Origin of the sequence: Brevundimonas sp. Root608 (assembly GCF_001427825.1) — a bacterium.
GTDB lineage: Bacteria > Pseudomonadota > Alphaproteobacteria > Caulobacterales > Caulobacteraceae > Brevundimonas.
On the sequence record NZ_LMGT01000001.1, the window covers coordinates 405,830 to 427,418 of the forward strand.

Sequence of the window (21,589 nt, forward strand, 5' to 3'; positions counted from 1 at the left end):
GTCGGGAAGGGAGGCGGTGCGCCTAGCCCTTGAGGACTTCCACCAGCGTCGTGCCGAGACGCGCGGGCGACGGCGAGACGCGGATGCCTGCCGCCTCCATGGCCGCGATCTTGGACTCCGCGTCGCCCTTGCCGCCCGAGACGACGGCCCCGGCGTGGCCCATGGTGCGGCCCTTGGGCGCGGTGCGGCCGGCGATGAAGCCGACCATCGGCTTCTTGCGGCCCTTCTTCGCCTCGTCGATCAGGAACTGGGCCGCGTCCTCCTCGGCCCCGCCGCCGATCTCGCCGATCATGACGATGGATTGCGTCTCGTCGTCGGCCAGGAACAGCTCCAGCACGTCGATGAATTCGGTGCCCTTGACCGGGTCCCCGCCGATGCCGACGGCCGTGGTCTGGCCGAGGCCCTCGTTGGTGGTCTGGAACACCGCCTCATAGGTCAGGGTGCCCGAGCGCGAGACGATGCCGACGTTGCCCTTCTTGAAGATCGAGCCCGGCATGATGCCGATCTTGCACTCGTCCGGGGTCAGGATGCCGGGGCAGTTGGGGCCAAGCAGGCGGGACTTCGACCGATCCAGCCGCGCCTTGACCCGCACCATGTCCAGCACCGGGATGCCCTCGGTGATGCAGGTGATGAAGGGGATCTCGGCCTCGATGGCCTCGATGATGGCGTCGGCGGCGCCCGCCGGCGGGACATAGATGACCGAGGCGTCGGCGCCGGTGGCGTCTCGCGCCTCGGCCACCGAGGCGTAGATCGGCAGGGTCTCGCCGCCCGAGCCGGTCCAGGTCTGGCCGCCCTTGGTCGGGTGCACGCCGCCGACCATCCTGGTGCCGTGATAGGCCAGCGCCTGTTCGGTGTGGAAGCCGCCGGTCTTGCCGGTCAGGCCCTGGACGATGATCCTGGTGTTGCGGTCGACGAGGATGGACATGGATATTCTCTGATTATTCGGTCAGCGGGACGGTCGGTGGCGAAGCCGAAGCTTCAGCCGACCGCCGCGACGATCTTCTGGGCGGCGTCGTCGAGGTCGTCGGCGGGGGTGATGTCGAGGCCCGACTCCTTGAGGATTTTCTTGCCCAGCTCGGCGTTGGTGCCTTCGAGGCGGACGACCAGCGGCACCTTCAGCCCCACTTCCTTGACCGCGGCGACCACGCCCTCGGCGATGACGTCGCACTTCATGATGCCGCCGAAGATGTTGACCAGGATGCCCTTCACGGCCGGGTCGGCGGTGATGATCTTGAAGGCCGCCGCGACCTTCTCCTTGCCGGCGCCGCCGCCGACGTCGCAGAAGTTGGCGGGCTCGGCCCCGTACAGCTTGATGATGTCCATCGTCGCCATGGCCAGGCCGGCGCCGTTGACCATGCAGCCGATGTTGCCGTCCAGCGAGATATAGGCGAGGTCCCACTTCGAGGCCTCGATCTCCTTGGCGTCTTCCTCGGTCTCGTCGCGCAGCGCCTTCATGTCCTCGTGGCGGAACAGGGCGTTGCCGTCAAAGCTGACCTTGGCGTCCAGCACCCGCAGACGGCCGTCCTTCATGACGATCAGCGGATTGACCTCCAGCATGGCCATGTCCTTGTCGACGAAGGCCTTGTAGAGGATCGGGAACAGGGTCTTGCCGTCCTCGGCCGCCGCGCCCGTCAGGCCGTAGGCGGTGTTGATCTCGGCGACATTGGCAGGGGTCACGCCGGCTTCCGGATCGATGTCGATGGTGAGGATCTTCTCGGGCGTGTCGTGGGCGACCGCCTCGATGTCCATGCCGCCCTCGGTCGAGACCACGAAGGACACCCGCCCGGTCGAGCGGTCGACCAGCAGGGAGCAGTACAGTTCGCGGTCGATGTCGGCGCCGTCCTCGATATAGAGGCGGTTGACCTGTTTCCCGGCCGGGCCGGTCTGGGCGGTGACGAGCGTATTGCCCAGCATCTCTTTCGCATTCTTGACCACGTCCTCGATCGAGAAGGCCAGGCGCACGCCGCCCTTGGCGTCGGGCCCCAGTTCCTTGAACCTGCCCTTGCCGCGGCCGCCCGCGTGGATCTGCGACTTCACCACATAGAGCGGGCCGGGCAGCTGTCGCGCGGCGGCCTCGGCCTGGTCGGCCGAGGTGATGGCCACGCCGGCCGCGACCGGTGCGCCGAAGCCCTTCAGGACCTGTTTGGCCTGGTATTCGTGAATGTTCATGGGGAGGCGCCGCCGGACTGCTGGGAGGAGTTGCGGCGCTTATAGGGGCTGCGCCTTCGCAGGCGCAACAGGCGAGGGAACAGGTTCCAGGGGATAGGGGCCAGGGAGGATCGGAGCTCCGCCGCGGTCGCAGCGCCAAAACCTGATCCCTGGAACCTGGAACCTAAAACCTGGAACCTTCTAGTCGACCCAGTCCCTCTTCAGCGTCCGCGAGGCGCCGATCAGCAGCACCGCCGCCAGCAGATAGAAGCCCATGCCGGTGTAGATGGCCCAGCGCAGGCTCTCCTCGCCGAAGCGGGGCGCCAGCAGGTCGCTCATCCAGCCGAAATAGTAGAAGCCGACGGCGATCCCGAGCAGATTGTTGATCAGCAGGAACAGGGCCGAGGCGGTCGAGCGCATCGGCGCCGGAACCAGGTGCTGGATCGAGGCGGTGATCGGCCCCAGCCAGGCCAGGTTCAATCCGGTCGGGATGATGAAGATCAGGAAGGCCAGGATCAGCTGCTGGGCGTTGGTGCCGCCGCCCGGGATCACCAGGCCGATCAGCCACGGCGAGTTCATGGCCAGGATGAACATGGGCGCCGAGATCAGGAAGGCGATGGCGGGGGTCAGGGGATAGGCCCCCTTGCCGCGCTTCGACAGCTTGTCGGCGATGGCGCCGCCGGCCCAGATTCCCAGGGTCCCGCCGATCAGGGCGATGCCGGCGTAGTACCAGCTGGTCTGAGACAGGGTCAGGCCGAAGCTGCGCATGAAGAACAGCGGCAGCCAGCCGGCGACGCCGTAGCCGCACACCGAGGACGAGGCCGCGCCCAGGGCCAGAAGCCAGAAGCTCGGCTTGGGAATGACCGCCGAGGCGGTGCGGCGCGCGATGGTCAGGGAGATGCCGATCACCATGGCCAGCAGCCCGCCGAAGGCGAACACCAGCGGATTGCCGAGGGCCAGGCCGGCGAAATGGATCAGGGCCGCGAGGGTCAGGGCGCCGGCTCCGATGCCCAGCATGATCAGGGCCGCGATCGCGCCCGCCCGGCCGGAGCCGACCACCGGCGCGGCGGCGATGACCGCCAGCTCGGCCTCGGTCTTGGCCGTGTCGGTTCCGCCGCGCGTGGGATTGCGCACCGTGAACAGAAGCACCGGCGCCAGCACCACGCCGAGCAGGCCGACGGCGATGAAGGCCGTGCGCCAGCCGTAGGTCGCGGCCAGCAGGCCGCCGACGAGCGTCCCTGCCGCCGTGCCCAGCGGAATGCCGAAGGCGAAGGCCGCCAGGGCCCGCGCCCGCTGATGCGGCGGGAAATAGTCGGCGACGAGGGAATAGGCCGGGGCCACGCCCCCCGCCTCGCCGACGCCAACGCCCATGCGGAACAGGAACAGCTGGGTGAAGGATCCGGCCACGCCGCACAGGGCGGTGAAGCCGCTCCACACCGCCAGGGCGCCGGTCATGATCCAGACGCGGCTGTAACGGTCGGCCAGCCAGGCCAGGGGAATGGCGAGGGTCGAATAGACCGAGGCGAAGGCGATCCCGCCCAGCAGGCCGAACTGGCTGTCGGACAGGCCGAACTCCGCTTTCAGCGGCGCCGCCAGGATGCCGATGATCTGCCGATCCAGGAAGTTCAGCATATAGACGAGGATCAGGATCGCCAGGACGTAGAAGCGATATCCGGGCCGAACGGCGGGCGCGGCGGCGTCCGTGGCGGTCATGGCGTTTCCCTCGATTTGGTCTTCTGGTTGGGCCGAACGGTAGCGGCGCTTTTCAGCAGCGCCAAAGAAAAAGGGCGGCGGCTCAGGAGAACCGCCGCCCATGATCAGATGGATCAGGTTTCAGGAGTCGTGGTGATCAGAACTTGACCTGCAGCGAGGCGGTGACCGTCTGCGGCGGGCCGTAGTAGCCGATGATCGAGTTGTCGAAGAGCGCGCCCGGGAAGTTGTAGCCGCCGACGCGGTACTCCTCGTCGGTCAGGTTCTTGCCGTAGAGGCCGAGGGTGTAGCGGTCGCTCGGGTCGGTCCAGACGATCGCCAGATCGACCAGGGTGTAGGCCTGCTGATCGAGGATCGGGTTCGGGAACTCGAACATGCTGGAGTCGCCGCGGTAGCTGACCGAGGGTGTGACCGCCAGGCTGCCGCCGGCCACGTCGCCGATCCAGGTCAGGCCGAGGTAGCCGGTCCACTCCGGGGCGTTCTGCAGCACGACCTGATCCGAGATGTCCTCGAACGCCAGGGTGGTCAGGTTGTAGCGCAGGAACTCCTCGAAATCGGAGTTCAGATAGCCGACCGCGAAGTTGGCCGACAGGCTGTCGAGGATACGCAGCTGGCCTTCGAACTCGGCGCCGTAGAAGGTCGAGGACCCGACGTTGTCGACGAAGCTGGCGATGCCGGCGACAGCCGGAACCTGGGTGGTGACCTGCTGGTCCTTGTATTCGTTGTAGAAGATCGAGGCGGCGAACGTCAGGCGGTCGAGCGCGCCCTTCAGGCCCATCTCATAGGAGTTGACCGTTTCGGGATCATAGCCGTTGACGGTGTTGGGCGTGAGGATCGCGTCGCCCCGCATGTCGAAACCGCCCGACTTGAAGCCCTGTGAGTACGAGGCGTAGGTCGTCATGTCGTCCGTCAGATCGAAGGACAGGGCGATGCGCGGTGTAAACTGGCTGAAGTCCTTGGAGCGGGTGTAGCTGGTCCGGAGCAGGGTCGGCGCGCGCGGCGTGCCGCCGAGCAACGGGCTGCGGGTGGCCGTGGCGTAGTTGGCGCGGAACACGGTTCCCTCCTTGTCGTCCAGCGTATAGCGGAGGCCAAGGCCAAGGTGCAGGCGGTCGGTCAGGTCGAGGTTGACGTCGGCGAAGCCCGCCCAGCTCTCGGTGTTCACCTGGCCGTTGGTGCCGATAACGAAGCCCGCATTGCCCAGGACGGTGTCGAAAGCGCCCTCCGCATGGCCATCCAGATAGAAGAAGCCGGCCACGCCCTGGATCCGGTCGTAGTCGAACAGGAACTGGAACTCCTGCGTCAGCTGATCGTCGGCATAGAAGCCCGGGATGTCCAGCGTCGCCGCCGGGGTGTTGTCGAAGTCGATCACCGTCGTGGTTTCGCCTTCGCGCCAGGCCGTGATCGACTTGAAGGTCCAGTGGTCGTTCAGGTCGATCTGGACGGTGGCGGAAGCGCCCTGGCTCATCACCGAGTTGTCGTCGCCGAGGCCGGCGTTGGTGTCATAGACGCTGGGCAGAACCGCGCCGGCCGGGGTGGCGCCGGCGACCAGACGGTGGCCGTGGCGGGGGTTGGAGTCGTCCTGGACCCGGTCATAGGCCAGGCGGATCGACATCTCCTCGCGGGGTTCCCATTCGGCGCTCAGGCGGCCGGCCAGAACGTCCTTGTTATAGTGCTCGGCGCCGGTGTTGATGTTCTCGCCGTAGCCGTCGCGCTGATAGCTGGCGATGGCGGCGCCGACGCGGAAAGTGTCGGCCAGCGGCAGGCTGCCCGAGGCCATCAGGTCGACCTGGTTATAGCTGCCGTAGGCGCCGCGCAGCGTCAGTTCGGGGTCATGCGACAGGCGGTTGGTGACGTATTTGATCGCGCCGCCGACCGTGTTGCGCCCGTAGAGTGAGCCTTGCGGACCGCGCAGCACCTCTATGCGCTGGACGTCGTAGATGTCCAGCACGGCGCCCTGCGGGCGGGCGACGTAGACGTCGTCGACGTAGAGGCCCACGCCGGGCTCGAAGCCCCACAGGGGATCCTGCTGGCCGACGCCGCGGATGAAGGAGATCAGGGTGGAGTTGGAGCCGCGGGCGACCTGTACGGTCGCGTTCGGCGTCTGCTGCTGCAGGGCGGTGATGTCGGAAGCGCCGGTCTGCTCCAGCCGCTCCTCGCCGAGGGCCGAAACCGAAATCGGCACGTCCTTCAGCAGTTCGTCGCGGCGGCGGGCGGTGACGACCACGTCGTCCAGCGCGGACGCCTGGTCCTGCGGTCCGACATTCTGGGCCACGGCGAAGGTCGAGAGCGCGCTCCAGGCGGCCCCCGCAAGCAAGGCGGTCTTTACGTAGCGATTCATGTGTAGCCCCAATCCAATGATTTCCAGCCCGAGACGCTTTTATTCAGCGTTCAATGATTTTCGCGGAACGTAATCGTTTTCGGCCGCCTGTCAAACAGCGCAGCTTCCCCGAAGTCAGCAGCGTCCCGACCTGTGGCGCCGTTGCACAGCCGGGGGAATGCAGCCTAGCTTGGCTCATGACCAAGCTCGATGCGCCGGCCGCCAGACGCGGACGTCCCCCGAAAGCCAAGGCGGCCGGTTCGGCCGACACTCGCGACCTGATCCTGGACGCGGCGGAGGACCTGTTCTCGAAGCACGGCTTCTATGGGGTCACGATCCGGGAGGTAGCGCGCGAGGCCGGGGTCGATACGGCGCTGGTGCACTATTATTTCGGGGCCAAGCGGGGGCTGTTCGACGCCGTCTTCCTGCGCCGGGCCGAGGTCTGGAACAACGAGCGGGTCGATGCGGTCAACCGCTATGCCCGCGAGGCCGGGCCGGGCGGGATGACGCTGGAGGGGCTGCTGGAGGCCTTCCTGCGCCCGCCGTTCCAGTGGTCGCTGAAGGGCGGCCCCGGGTGGAAGCACTATTCCGCCCTGGTGGCCCAGACCAACGCCAACCCGACCTTCGGCGGCGAGACCATGGCCCGCTATTTCGATCCGGCGATCCGGCGGCTGATCGAGCTGATCAAACAGATCATGCCCGAGGCGCGGGAGGTCGATCTGTACTGGGCCTATCACAACCTGTCCGGGGCCCTCACCCTGACCCTGGGCGAGACGGGGAGGCTGGACCGGCTGTCGGGCGGCCTGTGCCGCTCGGGCGATCTGGAGAGCGCCTGCGACTATATGGTGCGGTTCGCGGCGGCGGGGTTCCGGGCGGTGTGCCTGCCTAGCGAAGACTGATCTCCTGGCGGGCGCCGGCGGCGGGCAGGTCGAAGGCGGCGGCGTCGAAGGCCGGCGGACCGAAGCGGCCGCGGGCGTTGCGGGAAAAGCCGTAGGCCTCCTTCGGCAGGCCGATCGGCCAGGTGCTGAGGCGGCCGTTTCCGTCGGTGTCATGGAAGGCGGCGACGGCGTAACGGCCGGGCGTCAGGCCGGCGAGCGTGGTCGTCGTCACCCGGCCGGTGCGGGGGATCAGGGCGGTGCGCACGGCGCCCTCGCCGCGGCGCATTGCGTCGGCGTCGCGGTAGACCGCGATGGCGATCCGCCCCCCGGACGCGCGGGTCGACAGGGCCAGCGTCAGCTCGGCCGCCGCGGCCGGGGCGGCGGCCAGCACAAGGGCGGCGGCGAACAGCGATGCGCGCTTCATTCCGGGTCCGTTTCGTGGTCTCAAGGGCGGATCCACAGACCACGCCTGGAGGAGGCCGTCCAGCATGAGCGCGAGCGAGACCGGGCCGGATGTCGTGCGCATCGCCATCGACAGGCGGCTGTTGCGCGGGATCGCCGTGGCCCTGGCCGGCGGCGTGCTGCTGGCCCTGACCGGGGCCTTCGGCATGCACGACGTGTCGCTGGGGTTCCGGCTGACATACTGGCTGCCGGTGATGCTGATGGGGGCCCTGTGGGGGCATCTGTGCTCGCGGCTGGTCGAGCGGCGCGTGGACATCGACGCGCGGCCATGGCTGGCGGTGGCGGCCCTGACGGTGGTCATCTCCGGGCCGCTGGCGGTGATGGTCTGGGCCGTCACGGGCTGGTTCTTCGACGACGACCGGTCGGTGACGCTGGCGCGGCTGCCGGACTTCCTCGGGCCGGTGCTGGTGGTGACCGGGACGCTGAGCGCCCTGAACGTCTTTCTGGGGCGGACGCCGGTCCAGACGCATGCGGCGGCGGCGGGGGCGAAGCCGGCGCGGTTCCTCGACCGGGTGCCGTTCAGGCTGAGGGGCGCGGTCATCCGGGCGGTCCAGTCCGAGGACCATTATCTGCGCCTCCATACCGACCGCGGTTCGGACCTGATCCTGATGCGGCTGTCCGACGCCCTGGCCGAGCTGGAGGGGCTGGAGGGCGCCCAGACGCACCGCAGCTGGTGGGTGGCGAAGGACGCGGTGCGCGGGGTGAGCCGGCGCGACGGCCGGGCCACCCTGACGCTCGAGGGCGGGCTCGAGGCGCCGGTGAGCCGCCGCTACGCCAGGGCCCTGCGCGAGGCCGGCTGGTACTGAGCTCCTTCCCTGGCCTGCCGCGCCTCGCGCTGCCTGAGGCCATTTCCTACCCCGCCCAGACGCCATGGAAGCCGGCCGGCAGGGCGACGTCGGCGCGCCAGGTGGCGACCGGGCCGTCGGCGACGCAGGCGGCGTCGAAGGCGTGCAGCTCGGTGACCCCCTCGCGCAGATTGATCGACGGGGCGATCAGCCAGGCGTCGGTTTCGTCCGGGCCGCGGGGGACGAAGACGGCCTCCTCGACGATCTGGGTGACCCCGAAGTTGAAGTAGTCGGATACGCCGCTGTCCCAGTTCCAGGTCGCCAGACCGGTGGGCAGGGGGCGGTCGGGGCGCTCGCCGGCGACGTGGACGGTCAGGCGGCGGGGCAGGCCGGCGCGGCGCGGGTCGTTCTTCGGGAACTCGGCGGTGACGCCCGAGGAAGCCAGTTCGGCGCGGCCGTCGGCGTGGAGGGTGACCAGCTTGAGCACCGCATGCTCGCCGGGGACCGAGCCGCGCTGCTCGACCAGGACGCGGGCGCCGTCGATGGCGAAGGCGACGTCCTTGCCGGCGGCGACGTCGAAGCGGATCGTGCCGGACCTATCCTCCCAGGCGTCGCCGAGATGGAAATAGCTGAAGGCGGGCAGGTCGAAGAGGCGGCGGCGCGACAGGTCGGCCTTGTCGACGACGAGGATCTGGGTGCCCAGCTCGGGCTTCCAGGCGAACTGGCTGGCGTAGGGCATGCCGCGGTGGTCGAAGACCCAGGGCTGGAGCACCAGGATCAGGTGGCGGGCCGTGGCGGTGAAGTCATGCATGAAGCTGGCGCGCGGCAGGTCGATCAGCTGGGCCGTGTTAAGGCTGCGGTCGGCGTTGAGGCGCCAGACGATGGCCTTGTCGCCGTTCAGGCCGATGTTCCAGATCGTGCCGTCGGGGTCGTAGCGCGGGTGGGCCTGGAAGGGCATGCCCTTGAGGTCGTCGCGCAGGCTGACGAAGCGCCGGGTCGACAGGTCAGCGGCGGACATGGCCAGGGGCGAGCCGCCTTCCCATAGGGCCCAGACCTCGTCGCCGGCCAGCATGACGGCGGTGTTGGCGGCGTTGACGTCGTCGTTGGAGCCGACCCGGGCGCGGGCGTCGCCGGCGGTGCCGAAGCCGGGCGAGACCACGGCCCCGATCTCGCTCTCCCAGCGCCGCTTGGGGGTGTCGGCGAAGCGGGCGTCGAGGGTCACCTGGCCGTCGTTGATGCGGAAGGCCCGCATCAGGCCGTCGCCGTCGAACCAGTGGGTGGCCGAGCCGCCGGGGCGGCGGAACTTGCCCGGGCCGTTGCGGAACAGCGTCCCCGTCAGGCCCGCCGGGGCGCGGCCGTGGACGAGGCGCAGGACCCGCGGCGCGACGTCGGCCTCGAGGTCGGCGGTGGCCAGGGCCCAGTCGGCCGAGGCCTGCATGGCGGCCATGGCGCGGACCGTTTCCGGCGTCACCACGGCGGCGGAGAGGGCGGCGGCGCCCATGAGGAAGTTCCGGCGGGAGGCTTGCATCAGGGGGCCCCTAGCGGATGCTGATCGTCTGGGCGGTTTGGCCCGAGACGGGGAAGCGGGCGGCGGCCCAGCGGGCGGGGCCCATATTGCCCACGGCGTTGTTGGAGAAGGCGTAGGGCTCGATCGGGATGCCGAAGGGGTTGGCGTTCATCCGGCCGTCGCCGTTGACGTCGTGGAACGCCTTCACGGCGTAGTCGCCGGCGGGCAGGTGGTCGAAGCGGGCGACGACGGGGCCGTCGGCGGGGACGGCCAGGCGGGCGACGGCGGGGCCGCCGTTGTACGCGGCCTCGGAGTCATAGAGGGCGACCATGACCGAGCCGGTGCGGGCCCCGGTCTCGAAGGTGACGACGACGCTGGAGTCGGCGGGGGCGGCCTGGGTGGTCAGGAGCAGCAGGGCGGCGGCGAGGAAGAGCATGGGGCGGTCCTTGAACGGGGCCCGACGACCGGGCCGTTTCGATGGACCGACCCTGGGGCGGGGCCGGGGCCCCCGTCCTCAGGATTGCGGGATTTGCAGGCGGCCGTTCGCGAACGGCGGCGGGCGTGCGTTCACGAAGCGCGGGCGGACAGGCCTCCGGGGGCAGGCGGCGCGGGGCAGGCGGCGCGGAGTTCGGCGAGGGTGGAGCCGACGTGGCCTAGCCGCAGGCGCAGACGGCCTCCCGGACGCAGGTCGAGGCGCGGCCGGACCCCGGGGCGGCGTAGCGGGTCACGCCGGTGGCGCACCGGGCCGGTTGTCCGGCGGGGCAGACGGCGGTGCAGCCGCCGCAGACGCCGGTCGGGGCGGCGCTGCAGCCGGCGGCCTGGGCCGCGCCGGCGCCGGCCTCGACCCGGGTGATGACGGCGTCGACCTGCGAGGGGTGATCGCCCGCCGGCTGGCCGAAGGTGCCGAGGAAGCCGGCGCCGGGAATGCCGCCGGCCGGCACACAGCCCGCGAGCGCCAGGGCGAGCGTTGCGATAGCCAGGACGCGTTTGAACATGGGATCCTCCCCGGGATGGTCCTCAATGGGTAGGCGATCAGCGGTATTTGAGCAAGGCGGGACAGGGTCGGTCATGAGGCCGGATTTGCGGATTGGAGGTCGTCGTCCTTCCCCCATTTCGGGGGAAGGTGGGCCGCGCAGCGGCTCGGATGGGGGCTCTGTCCGGTTCGCCGTCAGCGAGCAGCGTTCGCCGCCGACAGCCCCCATCCGTCAGGCTTCGCCTGCCACCTTCCCCCGAAATGGGGGAAGGGCCATATGCGGCGGACACGGAGACCGCCCCATGCCCAAGACCCTCCACATCGACTTCGTCTCCGACATCGTCTGCCCCTGGTGCGTGGTGGGGCTGGGCGGGCTGGAGACGGCGCTGGCGACGCTGAAGGCCGAGGGGATCGAGGCGGAGGTGCATTTCCAGCCGTTCGAGCTGAACCCGCAGATGCCGCCCGAGGGCGAGAACATCGTCGACCACATCGGCCGCAAATACGGCTCGACCCCCGAACAGTCGGCGGCCAACCGGGCCATGATCACCCAGCGGGCGGCGGAAGCCTGGCCGGGGTTCGAGATGCGGATGGGGCCGGCTGGGCGCATCTGGAACACCTTCGACGCCCACCGGCTGCTGCACTGGGCGGGGACGGTGGGGATGGCGGAACAGAGGGCGCTGAAGGCGGCGCTGTTCACGGCCCATTTCACCGAGGGCCGGACGATGACGGACGCGGTGGTGCTCGCCGAAGCGGCGGCGGCGGCGGGGCTGGACCGGGACAAGGCGGTCGAGGTGCTGGCCGACGACCTCTATGCGGCCGAGGTGCGGGCGGCGGAGGCGCTGTGGGTCTCGCGCGGGATCACCGGCGTGCCCGCCGTGGTGGTGGAGGGGAAGTGGCTGATCTCGGGCGGGCAGCCGGCGGGGGTGTTCGAGGAGGCCCTCAGACAGATGGCCGCCGGGGGCTGAGTCGGCGCTCACGCGCCGGGTCCGGAAACATCGTTCACACCGTTCACATCGTTCACATCGTGCGCCTCGCGCGGGGGGCCGCTCTCCTCGAAGGCGCAGCGCAGGACCTCGTCGGCGTGGATCCGCCGCGCCAGCTCCCGGGCGTCGGACTCGATCACGGCGCGTACCCGGCGCCAGCGCAGGGCCTCGACGGCGTCGCCGCGCAGGACGGCCCGCATCATCCGCCGGTCGGCGATCCATTCGAGTTCGTGCAGTTCGACCTTGTCGAGGTCGCCGGCGACCCGGTCCTCCAGCAGCACGCCCTCGTCCCACGGGTCCAGCCGGACCGGCGGCGTCCACGGCTGGTCGGCCCGCCGCCAGCCCTCGCCGGCCGCCCGCTTGCGCAACGCGGTCAGCCCGACTCCGTGACGCCGGCAGCATTCGGGGGCGGAAATCCCGGCCAGATAGTCCTGGCGCACCTGGGCCCAGACCTCATCGGGCGCGCTGCGATGGCCGTTGGTGGATGTGGCGGGGGCGCCGTCGGGCATGGGGTCCTCCCTTGTGATCAGGAGGGAGGATAGACCCGGGGTACGTCAGATTTGGACGGGGGCGGGCCAGCGCCTGCCTTGTCATCCCGGCCCAGCCGCGCAGCGGCGCAGAGCCGGGACGACGGGGGTTTCCCCGTCCGCCCTCCCGGACAGCCCGTCAGGGCTGAGCCGGGAGCCATGCGGCGCGGCCCTGACCTGTCGCCCGGACAGGCGCGGTGCGCCTTCCGGGCGGGCGGGGGGTGGATGCTGTGCCGTCCCGGATAGCCGCTGCGCGGCTTCCGGGATGACAAGGGACCGGTGAGGTGCGGGCGGCGGAGGCGCTGTGGGTCTCGCGCGGGATCAACGGGGTGCCCGCCGTGGTGGTGGAGGGGAAGGGACTGATCTCGGGCGGGCAGCCGGCGGGGGTGTTCGAGGAGGCGTTGAGGGGGATGGCGGGGGAGTGGTGATTCCGCCCCATACGGCGAAGCCTGTTTATGTTTATTGGATTGACAAGACGATCTCGTTCATGCATAATGTGAGCATGACGGAGAATTCCCATGTCTGATCGCTCTCTTTCCGCCCTGCTGAGTTTCTTGGAATACCTCGGCTCTAAAGGCCTGATGCCCCGGAACACGGTCGGGGGGCGCCGCGCTGCGGTGTCGAAGATGCTTGGTGTCCTTGATCCGGAAGAGACCGGGGACGTGACCGCCCTGAACCTCGACCAGGTCATGACGCGGTTCGTGAACCTTGAGGGCAAGAACTACACGCCGGATAGCCTGACCGTTTATCGGAGCCGGGTGAATGCCTCGATTAATGACTTTGTGGCCTATCTGGACAATCCGGCCGCCTTCAAGCCTGGTGGTTCCAGCAAGAAGCCGAAATCAGAGGGAGGCAAGAAGCCTTCTCCGCCGAAGGCGCATGTTCAGACCAAGGTTCAGGACCCGGTGCCGCGTTTCGACACGACCCACGTCTCTCCGACGAACGTATTCCCGATCCCCATCCGTCCCGATGTGGTTGTCCGCATCCACGGCATGCCGTTCGACCTTACGACCGCCGAGGCCGAGAAGATCGCCGCCATCGTGAGGGCCATGGCCATGCCGTAGAATTAGAAAAGCCCGGGCGGACACCCGGGCTGATCCATTTCCTTATCGGGCACAACGGGGCTCGCCGGTAAGGAAGCCTTGGATGCACCAAAGAAGGTCTGTCGCAAGTTCTTCTTATGCCACGACGGCGGTAAATTCAAGGTTCACAGCGCCCCGGGAGGGCACAGGATGGCGCGCAAGCTCCCTCCGGCGCCCCCCGGTTACCGGTACATCTTCCGCGCTTCGCGGAAGTGCCGGTCGACTGGGGACGTGCTCTACGCCAAGGACTTCGGTCTTAGGGCGTGGCCGATTCTTATTCCCCGATAGGGAATAAGGAGCGGGTGGGCGGCACCTAGTTGGTGCCGCCCACCGTCTGGCTCATAGGCGAAGGCTATGATGTGGTCGAGGTTGAGGCGTACTTACCCGACTAGAAGCTGGAGCCGGCTAAGAAATCTTGTGTAGTCGCGAAGGCGCTCCAAATCAGACGGTGGCACCCCGTCAGGGTCGAAATGCATAACGTCGTTTCTTATCCGGCGGACGTCATCAAGGCCCTTGCAGAATATCGTTCTGTCGATTGCAATTCCAAATTTCGCCCACCGCTCTGGGTTCTCTAAGAGGCGAATATATTCTCCGAAGGTTAGATCCGCGACACCGATCACTTGTCGCTCTGCGTCCTCTTCATCGACACATCCGCGGAGCTCTTCAACGTCAAAACGGCGATCGATCATTATACGTAGGAGATTCTCGATCTCACTAAGCAGTAGAAATGGTTCCGATAGTTGCCGAAACTGAACGCTTAAATCACTAGCTGTGATGATGCCAGAAATACGGTTCTCTTCAGAGCGGACAAGCACGCAGTCTCGAGCAACTATAGTCTGTATAACATCAAACATGGAATCAGAGTGCCGAACCTCGTAGGCCTTCTCCATGTAGTCGCGAGCAAACGGCGCTTTGGTAGATAAAGCAATTTTGGCACCTATCGAGCCCCACGAAATTATACCCTTAACTTCGCGTTCGCTAGTCATAACCGGGATTTGGGAGAAATCACGTTCGAGCATAACGGTCACGACTTGCTCAATAGTCGAGTCTGGCTTGACGCTTATAACCCCTTGGTTAGCCGCAGCGAGCTTGCTGACGCGATAGGTCGGGTCTTGGCGGACCAGTTCGTTCTCTGCTGAAACCGCCCCCGAAGGCTCGGCTGGCGGAAGCTCGGTGGCGGCGGCATCGATGGGCTTCTTCTTATTGTAATCGTGTAGTTCGAAGGAGATGAGCGCATCTATATAGGCTGACTCAAAATCCGGGACCGTAACCAATCCCGCATCTTTCAACGCCTTCCGAATCTTCCAAACGACGACATATCCTCGACGCTGAGCACCGAACCACCAGAGAAATTGGCGGGTGGAAACGACCGGAGCCTCACCCTTGCCTTTAAGGGTTTTCGCGATCTGGTTTAGCTTATCGCCGTTCATTACCGCTCCTCGGTCCGCAACCTTCAAAGCCCAACGTCCAAGGGGCGGCGGTCTGCTTCATCTCAACCGAATAACTGAAGGTTGGGAAGACATTTGGCTGCGGCCAGAAATGAGGACCACGTTGCCGGCACCCTTTTGGATCACAAAACCACAGAGTAAGGCGGGCCTCACACCTTCACCTCCACCACCCCGCCGCCGGCCCTGAATTTCGCGCTCATCTCCGCCATCCCGGCCTCCGCCTCGGCCAGCGAGCCGCCCGCGTCGTTCTGCGCCGCCGCATCCCGCCGGATGTCCTGGCTGATCTTCATCGAGCAGAATTTCGGGCCGCACATGCTGCAGAAATGGGCGGTCTTGTGGGCCTCTTTCGGGAGGGTGGCGTCGTGGTATTTGCGGGCCGTCTCGGGGTCGAGGCCGAGGTTGAACTGGTCTTCCCAGCGGAACTCGAACCGGGCGCGGCTGAGGGCGTCGTCGTGCAGCCTCGCGGCCGGGTGGCCCTTGGCCAGGTCGGCGGCGTGGGCGGCGATCTTGTAGGTGATGACGCCGTCCTTGACGTCCTGACGGTCGGGCAGGCCGAGGTGCTCCTTGGGCGTGACGTAGCAGAGCATGGCCGTGCCGAACCAGCCGATCATGGCCGCGCCGATGGCGCTGGTGATGTGGTCGTAGCCGGGGGCGATGTCGGTGGTCAGGGGCCCGAGCGTGTAGAAGGGCGCCTCGTGGCAGTGCTTCAGCTGCTCATCCATATTGGCCTTGATCTTGTGCATCGGCACATGGCCGGGGCCCTCGATCATGACCTGGCAGCCCCTGGCCCAGGCGATCTTGGTCAGTTCGCCGAGGGTGCGCAGCTCGGCGAACTGGGCCTCGTCATTGGCGTCGGCGATGGAGCCGGGGCGCAGGCCGTCGCCGAGGCTGAACGAGACGTCATAGGCCCGCATGATGTCGCAGATGTCCTCGAAATGCTCGTAGAGGAAGCTCTCGCGGTGATGCGACAGGCACCATTTCGCCATGATGGAGCCGCCGCGTGAGACGATGCCGGTGACGCGTCTGGCGGTCATCGGCACGAAGGGCAGGCGGACGCCGGCGTGGATGGTGAAATAGTCGACGCCCTGTTCGGCCTGTTCGATCAGGGTGTCGCGATAGACCTCCCAGGTCAGGTCCTCGGCGACGCCGTTGACCTTCTCCAGCGCCTGGTAGATCGGCACGGTGCCGATGGGGACGCTGGAGTTGCGGATGATCCAGTCGCGGATGTTGTGGATGTTGCGGCCGGTCGACAGGTCCATGACGTTGTCGGCGCCCCAGCGGGTGGCCCAGACCAGCTTGTCGACCTCGTCGTCGACGCTGGAGAGGACGGCCGAGTTGCCGATGTTGGCGTTGATCTTCACCAGGAAGTTGCGGCCGATGATCATCGGCTCGACCTCGGGGTGGTTGATGTTGTGCGGGATGATGGCGCGGCCGCGGGCGATCTCCTGACGCACGAACTCCGGCGTGACGAAGTCGGGGATGCTGGCGCCGAAGTCCTCGCCGTCGCGGATGCAGGGGGCGGACTGTTCGCGGCGCAGGTTCTCGCGGATGGCGACGTATTCCATCTCGGGGGTGATGATCCCCGCCTTGGCGTATTCGTACTGGGTCACCGGGCGGCCCTCGACGCCCTTGAAGACCTTGTGGTTCGAGGTGTCGAAACGGGGGGCGAGGTTCTTGCCCGAGGCGTGGCCGTTGTCCTCGGGCCTGACCTCGCGGGGGTTGAGGACCGGGGCGATGTCGCCGCGGTCGAGCTGCCACGACGACTTCACCAGCGGCAGGCCGCGCTTGATGTCGATGGTCACGGTCGGGTCGGTATAGGGGCCCGAGGAGTCATAGATGGTCACCGGCGGCTCATTGGCGCTGGGGTGGACGGCGACCTCGCGGAAGGGGACGCGGATGTCGGGATAGAGTTCGCCGGCGACATAGACCTTGCGCGACCCGGCGCGTTCGCCGGTCGGGATGGTGCCGGTCTCCTTCATCACCGCCTCGCGGGCGTCCTTGAGGGCCAGATCCACATTGGGCTCGGCGGGCGTGACGGGCGGGGTGACGGCGATGTTCATGGCGGCCTCGGTGTTGAGGGCGCCGACGTCGGCATGGTGGTCCTGTCGTGTGGACCGAGCGTTTCCCATCCCTTCGCCGGCATGACCCGGATCAGGTTCGACGGGTCAGGCGATCACGCCAATCTCAGCCGCTCGGATGCGACCCCCCGGAGAACGGCGCGACCCTACGCCCGACCGGCGCGCGCTTCAATCGGCAAGGCTCAGGGCTCGGACCAGCCGCGCACCGTCAGCTCGAGCCGGCCCTGATGCGGGTCCTCGCGGAACAGCAGGGTCAGGGTCTCGCTGCCGCCCCCGGGGGCGTAGTCGAGGGTGGCGGATGCGGTCTCGGGGGCGCCGGCGGGCGGGGTCAGGACGCCCTCGACCTCGACGGCGGCGGCGGTCTCGCGGCCGCTGTTGCTGACCTCGACCTCGACCCGGAAGCCGGCGGCGACCGGGGTGACCGAGGCCGCGCGCGCCGAAAGCTCCGGCGGCGAGGCGGGCGCCAGGGCGGCGAGGGCCAGCACGATCAGCACCCCGACGGTCACGACCAGGCCGAGGCCGGCGACGGCCCATTCGAGCAGGGGCCGCGACGCAGGGGGCCTGCCGGCGGGGGACGGGCGGGCGGAGGCGGGCTTTCGGGCCATGGGATCAGACCAGCAGCCGCGCGACGGCGGCTCCGAGGGCGGCGGGGAAGGCGAGCACCGCGGTGGTTGAGACGATCATCGCCGGCGCCTGGCCGTCCAGCCGCCCGAACACCCACAGCACGAACAGGCTGACCAGCAGGGCGATGGCGTAGCCGACGATGGTGAAAAGGAACAGGGCCGCGCCGGGGTGGCTGGCGGACTCCTGACCCGCGAAGCCCACCGAAAACACCAGCAGGTGCAGCAGGACGATCGAGAGCAGGGCCAGCAGCAGGATCTGCCAGCCGGCCATCTGCCAGGCGATCAGTATGACCTCTTCCGTCGGGGCGACATTGAAGGCCAGCACCAGGGCGCCGGCGGCCATCAGGAAGAGCTCGCCATAATAGGGCGCGGTGTCCTCGGCGCCCTCCTCGGCGCCGGCGCTGAGCTGGCGGCGGGCGAGGGTCGCGCCGATGGCGGCGGGCACGCCCTGCAGGGTTATCCGGCCCATGGCCTCCGCCGCCGTGACGTCGGGACCCAGCAGGCCGAACAGGGCGAGGAAGGCCGCAGCGGTGGCGAAGCCGACGGCCAGGGCGGACAGGGTGTTGAACAGGTCGTTGCGCCAGCCGCGCCGGGCGTCGAAGCCGGCGTAGTCGGACAGGCCGTACAGCAGCGGCAGACCGAGCAGGACGAGGGCGATCAGGCGTGCGGGCGGGATGGCGACGCCGAACGCCCACATCTCCATCGTCATCAACAGGGGGAAGGCGAAGATCAGGGCTCCGCCGAAGGCGCGCCCCAGGCCCGCGGCATAGGTGCGCTCCCGGCCGGGGTTGATGGCGAGCCTGGCGATCATCGGGTCCCCAACGCCTCCGGAGCGCCGAAGCTCCCGATCAGTCCGGGAAGGCGAGCAACAGGCGGTCCAGCGCGGCCTCGGCGCGGGGCCAGCCTTCCGCGTCGAGGGCCAGACCGGCGACGCCGCCGCGGCGTTCGGCCGAAAGGGCCAGGTGCTGGACGGCGGCCAGGAGGACGGCGTTCAGGGCGGTCGGATCACCCTCGGGCGGGACGCGCAGACGGGGACGCCGCTCGCGCATCCAGTTTTGCAGCACGGCGGCGCGGTCCGCCTCTATCCGGCGCAAGCGGTCGGAATCCTCGACCAGGGCCCAGGCCATCAACCGCAGGCTCAGGGGGCTGGCGCGCAGGGCGGCCAGCCAGGTCAGCAGGCTGATGCGGGCGAAGGTCCGCAAGGAGGCGGTTTCGACCTGCGGAATGGAGGCGAGGCTGGCGGCGAGGGCCGCGTGGGCGCGGTCGGCGATGCGCGTCACCACCCCGTCGGCGCCGTCGAAATAGCGGTACACCAGCTTGCGATCGCAGCCCGCTTCGGCGGCCAGGGTCTGGACGTTCAGGCCGGGAAAGCCGTCGCGCAACAGGATGCGCTCGCCGGCCGCGACGATGGCGGTCTCGGTGGCGTTTCGGTCACGCAGTCTCGCGAGGACGGGGGCGGGCGATTCGGCCATGCGCACAGCATCGGTCCGCGCGACCTGAGTCGGCAAGCGGGGCCGGGTTAAGAGGAAGATGCGGCCCGGTCTGCGTCGGGGGGCGTGGCAAAGACCGGGCCGCGGAGGACTCTGTCGAGCGCGCATCGCCGCAAGGTCCGATGGGGAAACTGCGGTCTTCAAAAACCGTTCCGCGCCGGTTAAAAATTTTCCCGGGCTCGCGCCGGCGCGCCGGACGAGCGGATGTCGGGAAACGGACATTTCCGTTCAGGGGCAAATCTTTAGCGGCCTGCAACCGGGACGGCGGCCCCGCATTAAGGCTCGACGCAAAGAGGGTGAACATGAGTCTGGGTCTGGAACGGCTGGTCTATGAAAGCACCGCGACGGGCACCACCGCCTCGTTTGGCAACCTGGCGGTCATTCTGGCCGAGTCGCAGCGCAACAACGACCGGGACGGCCTGACGGGCGTGCTGGCCGCGCACCGGGACCGCTATATCCAGGTCGTCGAGGGATCCGGGCAGGCGCTGGACGCCCTGCTGCGGCGGCTGGAAAACGACCCCCGTCACCGCGACGTCACCCTGATCGGTCGCGAGCCGATCTCCGAGCGGCTGTTCAGCCGCTGGTCCATGGCCAACGCGCGGATCACGCCGGTTCACGGCGCGGCCCTGGACAGTCTGACCGACCATGACGAGCTGACGCCGCGCGAGGTGGTCGCGATTCTGCTGGACGCGCTGCAAAAGGCCGACGCGGCCAGAGCCTCCGCGCCGGCCTGATCAGCCGGCGACAGCCGCGGATCCCATCCGGACCCACGGCGCGCCGGGGCTGGCGGGCCCTCAGCCCGGGACAACGGCGAAGCGGTTCGGCAAATCGGGCGGAGGCGTCTAGAAGGGGCCCACATCGGAGCTCCACCATGCATCTCGCCCGCTTTCCCCGCGTCCGTCTCGCCCATCTGCCGACCCCGCTGGAGCCGCTGCCGCGGCTGAGCGAGGCGCTGGGCGTCGAGATCTGGATCAAGCGCGACGACTGCACCGGCCTCGCCGGGGGCGGCAACAAGACCCGCAAGCTGGAATTCCTGCTGGGCGACGCGATGGAGCAGGGGGCCGACACCCTGGTCACCCAGGGCGCGGTGCAGTCGAACCATGTGCGCCAGACGGCGGCGGCGGCGGCGGCGCACGGCTTCGCCTGCGAGGTCATCCTGGAAGAGCGGACGGGGTCGAAAGCCATCGACTACACCCGCAACGGCAATGTGCTGATGGACCGGCTGTTCGGGGCGGGCATCCGCACCGTGGCCGGCGGCAGCGACATGCCGGCCGAACTGGAGAAGACGGCGGCCGAGGTCCGGGCCCGGGGCGGCAAGCCCTACATCATCCCCGGCGGCGGCTCGAACCCGGTCGGAGCCCTGGGCTATGTCGACTGCGCCCGCGAGATCGTGGTCCAGGCGGACGAGCTGGATATGCAGATCGACCGGATCGTGACGGCGACGGGCAGCGCCGGGACCCACGCCGGCCTGGTGGCCGGGCTGGCGGTCATGGGGGCCGACATTCCGGTGCTGGGCATCGGGGTGCGGGCGCCGAAGGCCAGGCAGGAAGAGAATGTGCTCAAGCTGGCGCGCGAGACGGCGGCCCTGCTGGGACGGCCGGACGCGGTCGAGGACCGGATGGTGGTCGCCGACTGCGACTATGTGGGCGAGGGATACGGCCTCATCGACGGCGCCGTGATCGAGGCGCTGAAACTGGCGGCCCGGACCGACGCGATCGTGCTGGATCCGGTCTATACCGGCAAGGCGATGAAGGGGCTGATCGCCCTGGCGAAGGCGGGCCGGTTCGAGAACGAGACGGTGGTTTTCCTGCACACCGGAGGGGCGCAAGGCCTGTTCGGGTACCAGGCCGAGATTGAGGGTTCGCTCTGATGGGCAAGGTTCTTGGAGTGCTGGGCGGCATGGGGCCGGCGGCGACGGTGGCGTTTCTGGCGCGGGTGCAGGCGCTGACGCCGGCGCAGGGCGATCAGGATCACATCCGCATCATCGCCGACATCAACCCGCAGGTGCCGGACCGCAACCGCCAGTCCGACGCCGCCGAGGCGACCCTGGGGCAGATGGCGATGCGGCTGCGCGACGCCGGGGCCCAGGTCCTGTGCATGCCGTGCAACACCGCCCACGCCCAGGCGGCGGGGATCAAGAAGGTCGGCCTGCCCTTCGTCGACATGATCGCCGAAACGACCGAGGCCGCGGCGGCGGGCGGGGCGAAGAAGATCGGCGTCCTGGCCACGCCCGGCGGCGAGGCCCTGTACGCGCGCGCCCTGCAGGGCAAGGGCGTGAAGATCGTGCGCCTGAGCGGCCCCGCGCGCGAGGCCTTCATGGCCTGCGTCTATGCGGTCAAGCGCGGCGACCTGGGCGAGGCGCCGCGCGCCGAGATGCGGCGTCTGGCGGCGACCCTGGTCGCGGCCGGGGCCGAGGCGGTGATCGCGGGATGCACCGAGGTGCCGCTGCTGCTGGGGAGCGAGGACGTGTCCGTGCCGCTGGTGGATTCGGCCGAGGTGCTGGCGCAGGCGTGCGTGAACCGGTGCAAGTGACCGGCTGAGAGTTGCCTATCGGGGCGACCCGCTTCAAACCTGATCC

At 68.6% G+C, this 21,589-nt stretch carries 22 protein-coding genes and 1 riboswitch; of the genes, 8 read left to right on the plus strand and 14 right to left on the minus strand.

Annotation, left to right across the window (positions count from 1 at the left end; all coding sequences use genetic code 11):
- Positions 1-22: 22 nt before the first annotated feature.
- From sucD to ASD59_RS01980, 4 genes are all read right to left on the minus strand, one after another.
- Positions 23-925: a succinate--CoA ligase subunit alpha gene (sucD, locus tag ASD59_RS01965; RefSeq protein ID WP_055827497.1), complete on the minus strand. Its 903-nt coding sequence runs from the start codon at positions 923-925 to the stop codon at positions 23-25.
- Positions 926-978: 53 nt separating this feature from the next.
- The gene (gene sucC / locus ASD59_RS01970; RefSeq protein ID WP_055827500.1) at positions 979-2,169 is read right to left on the minus strand and encodes an ADP-forming succinate--CoA ligase subunit beta; all 1,191 of its coding nucleotides are present in this window, start codon (positions 2,167-2,169) and stop codon (positions 979-981) included.
- 180 nt (positions 2,170-2,349) lie between these two features.
- The gene (locus ASD59_RS01975) at positions 2,350-3,861 is read right to left on the minus strand and encodes a spinster family MFS transporter (RefSeq protein ID WP_055827503.1); all 1,512 of its coding nucleotides are present in this window, start codon (positions 3,859-3,861) and stop codon (positions 2,350-2,352) included.
- Between the two features lie 136 nt (positions 3,862-3,997).
- On the minus strand, positions 3,998-6,196 hold the full coding sequence (locus ASD59_RS01980; RefSeq protein ID WP_055827506.1) for a TonB-dependent receptor: 2,199 nt from the start codon (positions 6,194-6,196) through the stop codon (positions 3,998-4,000).
- A gap of 176 nt (positions 6,197-6,372) precedes the next feature.
- Between ASD59_RS01980 and ASD59_RS01985 the strand changes: the two genes are divergently transcribed.
- On the plus strand, positions 6,373-7,074 hold the full coding sequence (locus tag ASD59_RS01985; protein WP_055827509.1) for a TetR/AcrR family transcriptional regulator: 702 nt from the start codon (positions 6,373-6,375) through the stop codon (positions 7,072-7,074).
- On the opposite strand, the gene ASD59_RS01990 is transcribed toward ASD59_RS01985, so the two are convergent.
- Positions 7,061-7,477: a DUF2141 domain-containing protein gene (locus tag ASD59_RS01990; RefSeq protein WP_055827512.1), complete on the minus strand. Its 417-nt coding sequence runs from the start codon at positions 7,475-7,477 to the stop codon at positions 7,061-7,063. The genes ASD59_RS01985 and ASD59_RS01990 overlap by 14 nt on opposite strands.
- Before the next feature lie 64 nt (positions 7,478-7,541).
- Here ASD59_RS01990 and ASD59_RS01995 point away from each other — a divergent pair, with 64 nt between their 5' ends.
- Positions 7,542-8,321: a LytTR family DNA-binding domain-containing protein gene (locus tag ASD59_RS01995; RefSeq protein ID WP_055827514.1), complete on the plus strand. Its 780-nt coding sequence runs from the start codon at positions 7,542-7,544 to the stop codon at positions 8,319-8,321.
- 46 nt (positions 8,322-8,367) lie between these two features.
- Here ASD59_RS01995 and ASD59_RS02000 read toward each other — a convergent pair whose 3' ends face one another.
- The 3 genes from ASD59_RS02000 to ASD59_RS02010 form a co-directional block, all read right to left on the minus strand.
- Positions 8,368-9,828: a carotenoid oxygenase family protein gene (locus ASD59_RS02000; RefSeq protein ID WP_055827518.1), complete on the minus strand. Its 1,461-nt coding sequence runs from the start codon at positions 9,826-9,828 to the stop codon at positions 8,368-8,370.
- A gap of 10 nt (positions 9,829-9,838) precedes the next feature.
- Positions 9,839-10,243: a DUF2141 domain-containing protein gene (locus tag ASD59_RS14655; protein WP_055827521.1), complete on the minus strand. Its 405-nt coding sequence runs from the start codon at positions 10,241-10,243 to the stop codon at positions 9,839-9,841.
- A gap of 217 nt (positions 10,244-10,460) precedes the next feature.
- The gene (locus tag ASD59_RS02010) at positions 10,461-10,802 is read right to left on the minus strand and encodes a hypothetical protein (RefSeq protein ID WP_055827524.1); all 342 of its coding nucleotides are present in this window, start codon (positions 10,800-10,802) and stop codon (positions 10,461-10,463) included.
- 280 nt (positions 10,803-11,082) lie between these two features.
- On the opposite strand from ASD59_RS02010, the gene ASD59_RS02015 reads away from it, so the two are divergent.
- Positions 11,083-11,745 carry a DsbA family oxidoreductase gene (locus ASD59_RS02015; RefSeq protein WP_055827527.1) on the plus strand — a complete coding sequence of 221 codons (663 nt, stop codon included), beginning with the start codon at positions 11,083-11,085 and terminating at the stop codon, positions 11,743-11,745.
- An 8-nt stretch (positions 11,746-11,753) separates the two neighbouring features.
- Here the strand turns inward: ASD59_RS02015 and ASD59_RS02020 are convergent, their stop codons facing one another.
- Entirely contained in the window at positions 11,754-12,272 is a 519-nt protein-coding gene (locus ASD59_RS02020) for a hypothetical protein (protein WP_055827530.1), read from the minus strand.
- Positions 12,273-12,574: 302 nt separating this feature from the next.
- On the opposite strand from ASD59_RS02020, the gene ASD59_RS14720 reads away from it, so the two are divergent.
- Together ASD59_RS14720 and ASD59_RS02025 are read left to right on the plus strand one after the other, a co-directional pair.
- Positions 12,575-12,718: a hypothetical protein gene (locus ASD59_RS14720; RefSeq protein WP_327019538.1), complete on the plus strand. Its 144-nt coding sequence runs from the start codon at positions 12,575-12,577 to the stop codon at positions 12,716-12,718.
- 90 nt (positions 12,719-12,808) lie between these two features.
- On the plus strand, positions 12,809-13,354 hold the full coding sequence (locus ASD59_RS02025) for a hypothetical protein (protein WP_056617243.1): 546 nt from the start codon (positions 12,809-12,811) through the stop codon (positions 13,352-13,354).
- A gap of 398 nt (positions 13,355-13,752) precedes the next feature.
- On the opposite strand, the gene ASD59_RS13800 is transcribed toward ASD59_RS02025, so the two are convergent.
- The 5 genes from ASD59_RS13800 to ASD59_RS02045 form a co-directional block, all read right to left on the minus strand.
- Positions 13,753-14,802 carry a CBS domain-containing protein gene (locus ASD59_RS13800; protein ID WP_056617238.1) on the minus strand — a complete coding sequence of 350 codons (1,050 nt, stop codon included), beginning with the start codon at positions 14,800-14,802 and terminating at the stop codon, positions 13,753-13,755.
- A 167-nt stretch (positions 14,803-14,969) separates the two neighbouring features.
- Complete coding sequence (thiC, locus tag ASD59_RS02030; RefSeq protein ID WP_055829623.1) at positions 14,970-16,799, minus strand: phosphomethylpyrimidine synthase ThiC; 1,830 nt, start codon at positions 16,797-16,799, stop codon at positions 14,970-14,972.
- Between the two features lie 131 nt (positions 16,800-16,930).
- A riboswitch (TPP riboswitch) is annotated at positions 16,931-17,039 on the minus strand.
- A 41-nt stretch (positions 17,040-17,080) separates the two neighbouring features.
- Positions 17,081-17,503, minus strand: a complete 423-nt coding sequence (locus ASD59_RS02035; protein WP_055827535.1) for a hypothetical protein — start codon at positions 17,501-17,503, stop codon at positions 17,081-17,083.
- Between the two features lie 4 nt (positions 17,504-17,507).
- On the minus strand, positions 17,508-18,332 hold the full coding sequence (locus ASD59_RS02040) for a TIGR02587 family membrane protein (protein ID WP_055827538.1): 825 nt from the start codon (positions 18,330-18,332) through the stop codon (positions 17,508-17,510).
- A 37-nt stretch (positions 18,333-18,369) separates the two neighbouring features.
- On the minus strand, positions 18,370-18,993 hold the full coding sequence (locus ASD59_RS02045) for a TetR/AcrR family transcriptional regulator (RefSeq protein WP_055827540.1): 624 nt from the start codon (positions 18,991-18,993) through the stop codon (positions 18,370-18,372).
- Positions 18,994-19,313: 320 nt separating this feature from the next.
- On the opposite strand from ASD59_RS02045, the gene ASD59_RS02050 reads away from it, so the two are divergent.
- The 3 genes from ASD59_RS02050 (at position 19,314) to ASD59_RS02060 (ending at position 21,543) form a co-directional block, all read left to right on the plus strand.
- Positions 19,314-19,745, plus strand: a complete 432-nt coding sequence (locus ASD59_RS02050) for a BLUF domain-containing protein (protein ID WP_055827543.1) — start codon at positions 19,314-19,316, stop codon at positions 19,743-19,745.
- A gap of 137 nt (positions 19,746-19,882) precedes the next feature.
- A complete protein-coding gene (locus ASD59_RS02055) occupies positions 19,883-20,881 on the plus strand; it encodes a D-cysteine desulfhydrase (RefSeq protein ID WP_055827546.1) in 999 nt (332 codons plus the stop codon).
- Entirely contained in the window at positions 20,881-21,543 is a 663-nt protein-coding gene (locus tag ASD59_RS02060) for an aspartate/glutamate racemase family protein (protein ID WP_055827549.1), read from the plus strand. The genes ASD59_RS02055 and ASD59_RS02060 overlap by 1 nt, the downstream gene beginning before the upstream one ends.
- The last annotated feature ends 46 nt before the right edge of the window (positions 21,544-21,589 follow it).

Excerpts from the sequence above, each read along its gene's own strand:
- sucD (WP_055827497.1), bottom strand. The coding sequence starts at position 925 with ATGTCCATCCTCGTCGACCGCAACACCAGGATCATCGTCCAGGGCCTG.
- sucC (WP_055827500.1), bottom strand. The coding sequence starts at position 2,169 with ATGAACATTCACGAATACCAGGCCAAACAGGTCCTGAAGGGCTTCGGC.
- ASD59_RS01975 (WP_055827503.1), bottom strand. The coding sequence starts at position 3,861 with ATGACCGCCACGGACGCCGCCGCGCCCGCCGTTCGGCCCGGATATCGC.
- ASD59_RS01980 (WP_055827506.1), bottom strand. The coding sequence starts at position 6,196 with ATGAATCGCTACGTAAAGACCGCCTTGCTTGCGGGGGCCGCCTGGAGC.
- ASD59_RS01985 (WP_055827509.1), top strand. The coding sequence starts at position 6,373 with ATGACCAAGCTCGATGCGCCGGCCGCCAGACGCGGACGTCCCCCGAAA.
- ASD59_RS01990 (WP_055827512.1), bottom strand. The coding sequence starts at position 7,477 with ATGAAGCGCGCATCGCTGTTCGCCGCCGCCCTTGTGCTGGCCGCCGCC.
- ASD59_RS01995 (WP_055827514.1), top strand. The coding sequence starts at position 7,542 with ATGAGCGCGAGCGAGACCGGGCCGGATGTCGTGCGCATCGCCATCGAC.
- ASD59_RS02000 (WP_055827518.1), bottom strand. The coding sequence starts at position 9,828 with ATGCAAGCCTCCCGCCGGAACTTCCTCATGGGCGCCGCCGCCCTCTCC.
- ASD59_RS14655 (WP_055827521.1), bottom strand. The coding sequence starts at position 10,243 with ATGCTCTTCCTCGCCGCCGCCCTGCTGCTCCTGACCACCCAGGCCGCC.
- ASD59_RS02010 (WP_055827524.1), bottom strand. The coding sequence starts at position 10,802 with ATGTTCAAACGCGTCCTGGCTATCGCAACGCTCGCCCTGGCGCTCGCG.
- ASD59_RS02015 (WP_055827527.1), top strand. The coding sequence starts at position 11,083 with ATGCCCAAGACCCTCCACATCGACTTCGTCTCCGACATCGTCTGCCCC.
- ASD59_RS02020 (WP_055827530.1), bottom strand. The coding sequence starts at position 12,272 with ATGCCCGACGGCGCCCCCGCCACATCCACCAACGGCCATCGCAGCGCG.
- ASD59_RS02025 (WP_056617243.1), top strand. The coding sequence starts at position 12,809 with ATGTCTGATCGCTCTCTTTCCGCCCTGCTGAGTTTCTTGGAATACCTC.
- ASD59_RS13800 (WP_056617238.1), bottom strand. The coding sequence starts at position 14,802 with ATGAACGGCGATAAGCTAAACCAGATCGCGAAAACCCTTAAAGGCAAG.
- thiC (WP_055829623.1), bottom strand. The coding sequence starts at position 16,799 with ATGAAGGAGACCGGCACCATCCCGACCGGCGAACGCGCCGGGTCGCGC.
- ASD59_RS02035 (WP_055827535.1), bottom strand. The coding sequence starts at position 17,503 with ATGGCCCGAAAGCCCGCCTCCGCCCGCCCGTCCCCCGCCGGCAGGCCC.
- ASD59_RS02040 (WP_055827538.1), bottom strand. The coding sequence starts at position 18,332 with ATGATCGCCAGGCTCGCCATCAACCCCGGCCGGGAGCGCACCTATGCC.
- ASD59_RS02045 (WP_055827540.1), bottom strand. The coding sequence starts at position 18,993 with ATGGCCGAATCGCCCGCCCCCGTCCTCGCGAGACTGCGTGACCGAAAC.
- ASD59_RS02050 (WP_055827543.1), top strand. The coding sequence starts at position 19,314 with ATGAGTCTGGGTCTGGAACGGCTGGTCTATGAAAGCACCGCGACGGGC.
- ASD59_RS02055 (WP_055827546.1), top strand. The coding sequence starts at position 19,883 with ATGCATCTCGCCCGCTTTCCCCGCGTCCGTCTCGCCCATCTGCCGACC.
- ASD59_RS02060 (WP_055827549.1), top strand. The coding sequence starts at position 20,881 with ATGGGCAAGGTTCTTGGAGTGCTGGGCGGCATGGGGCCGGCGGCGACG.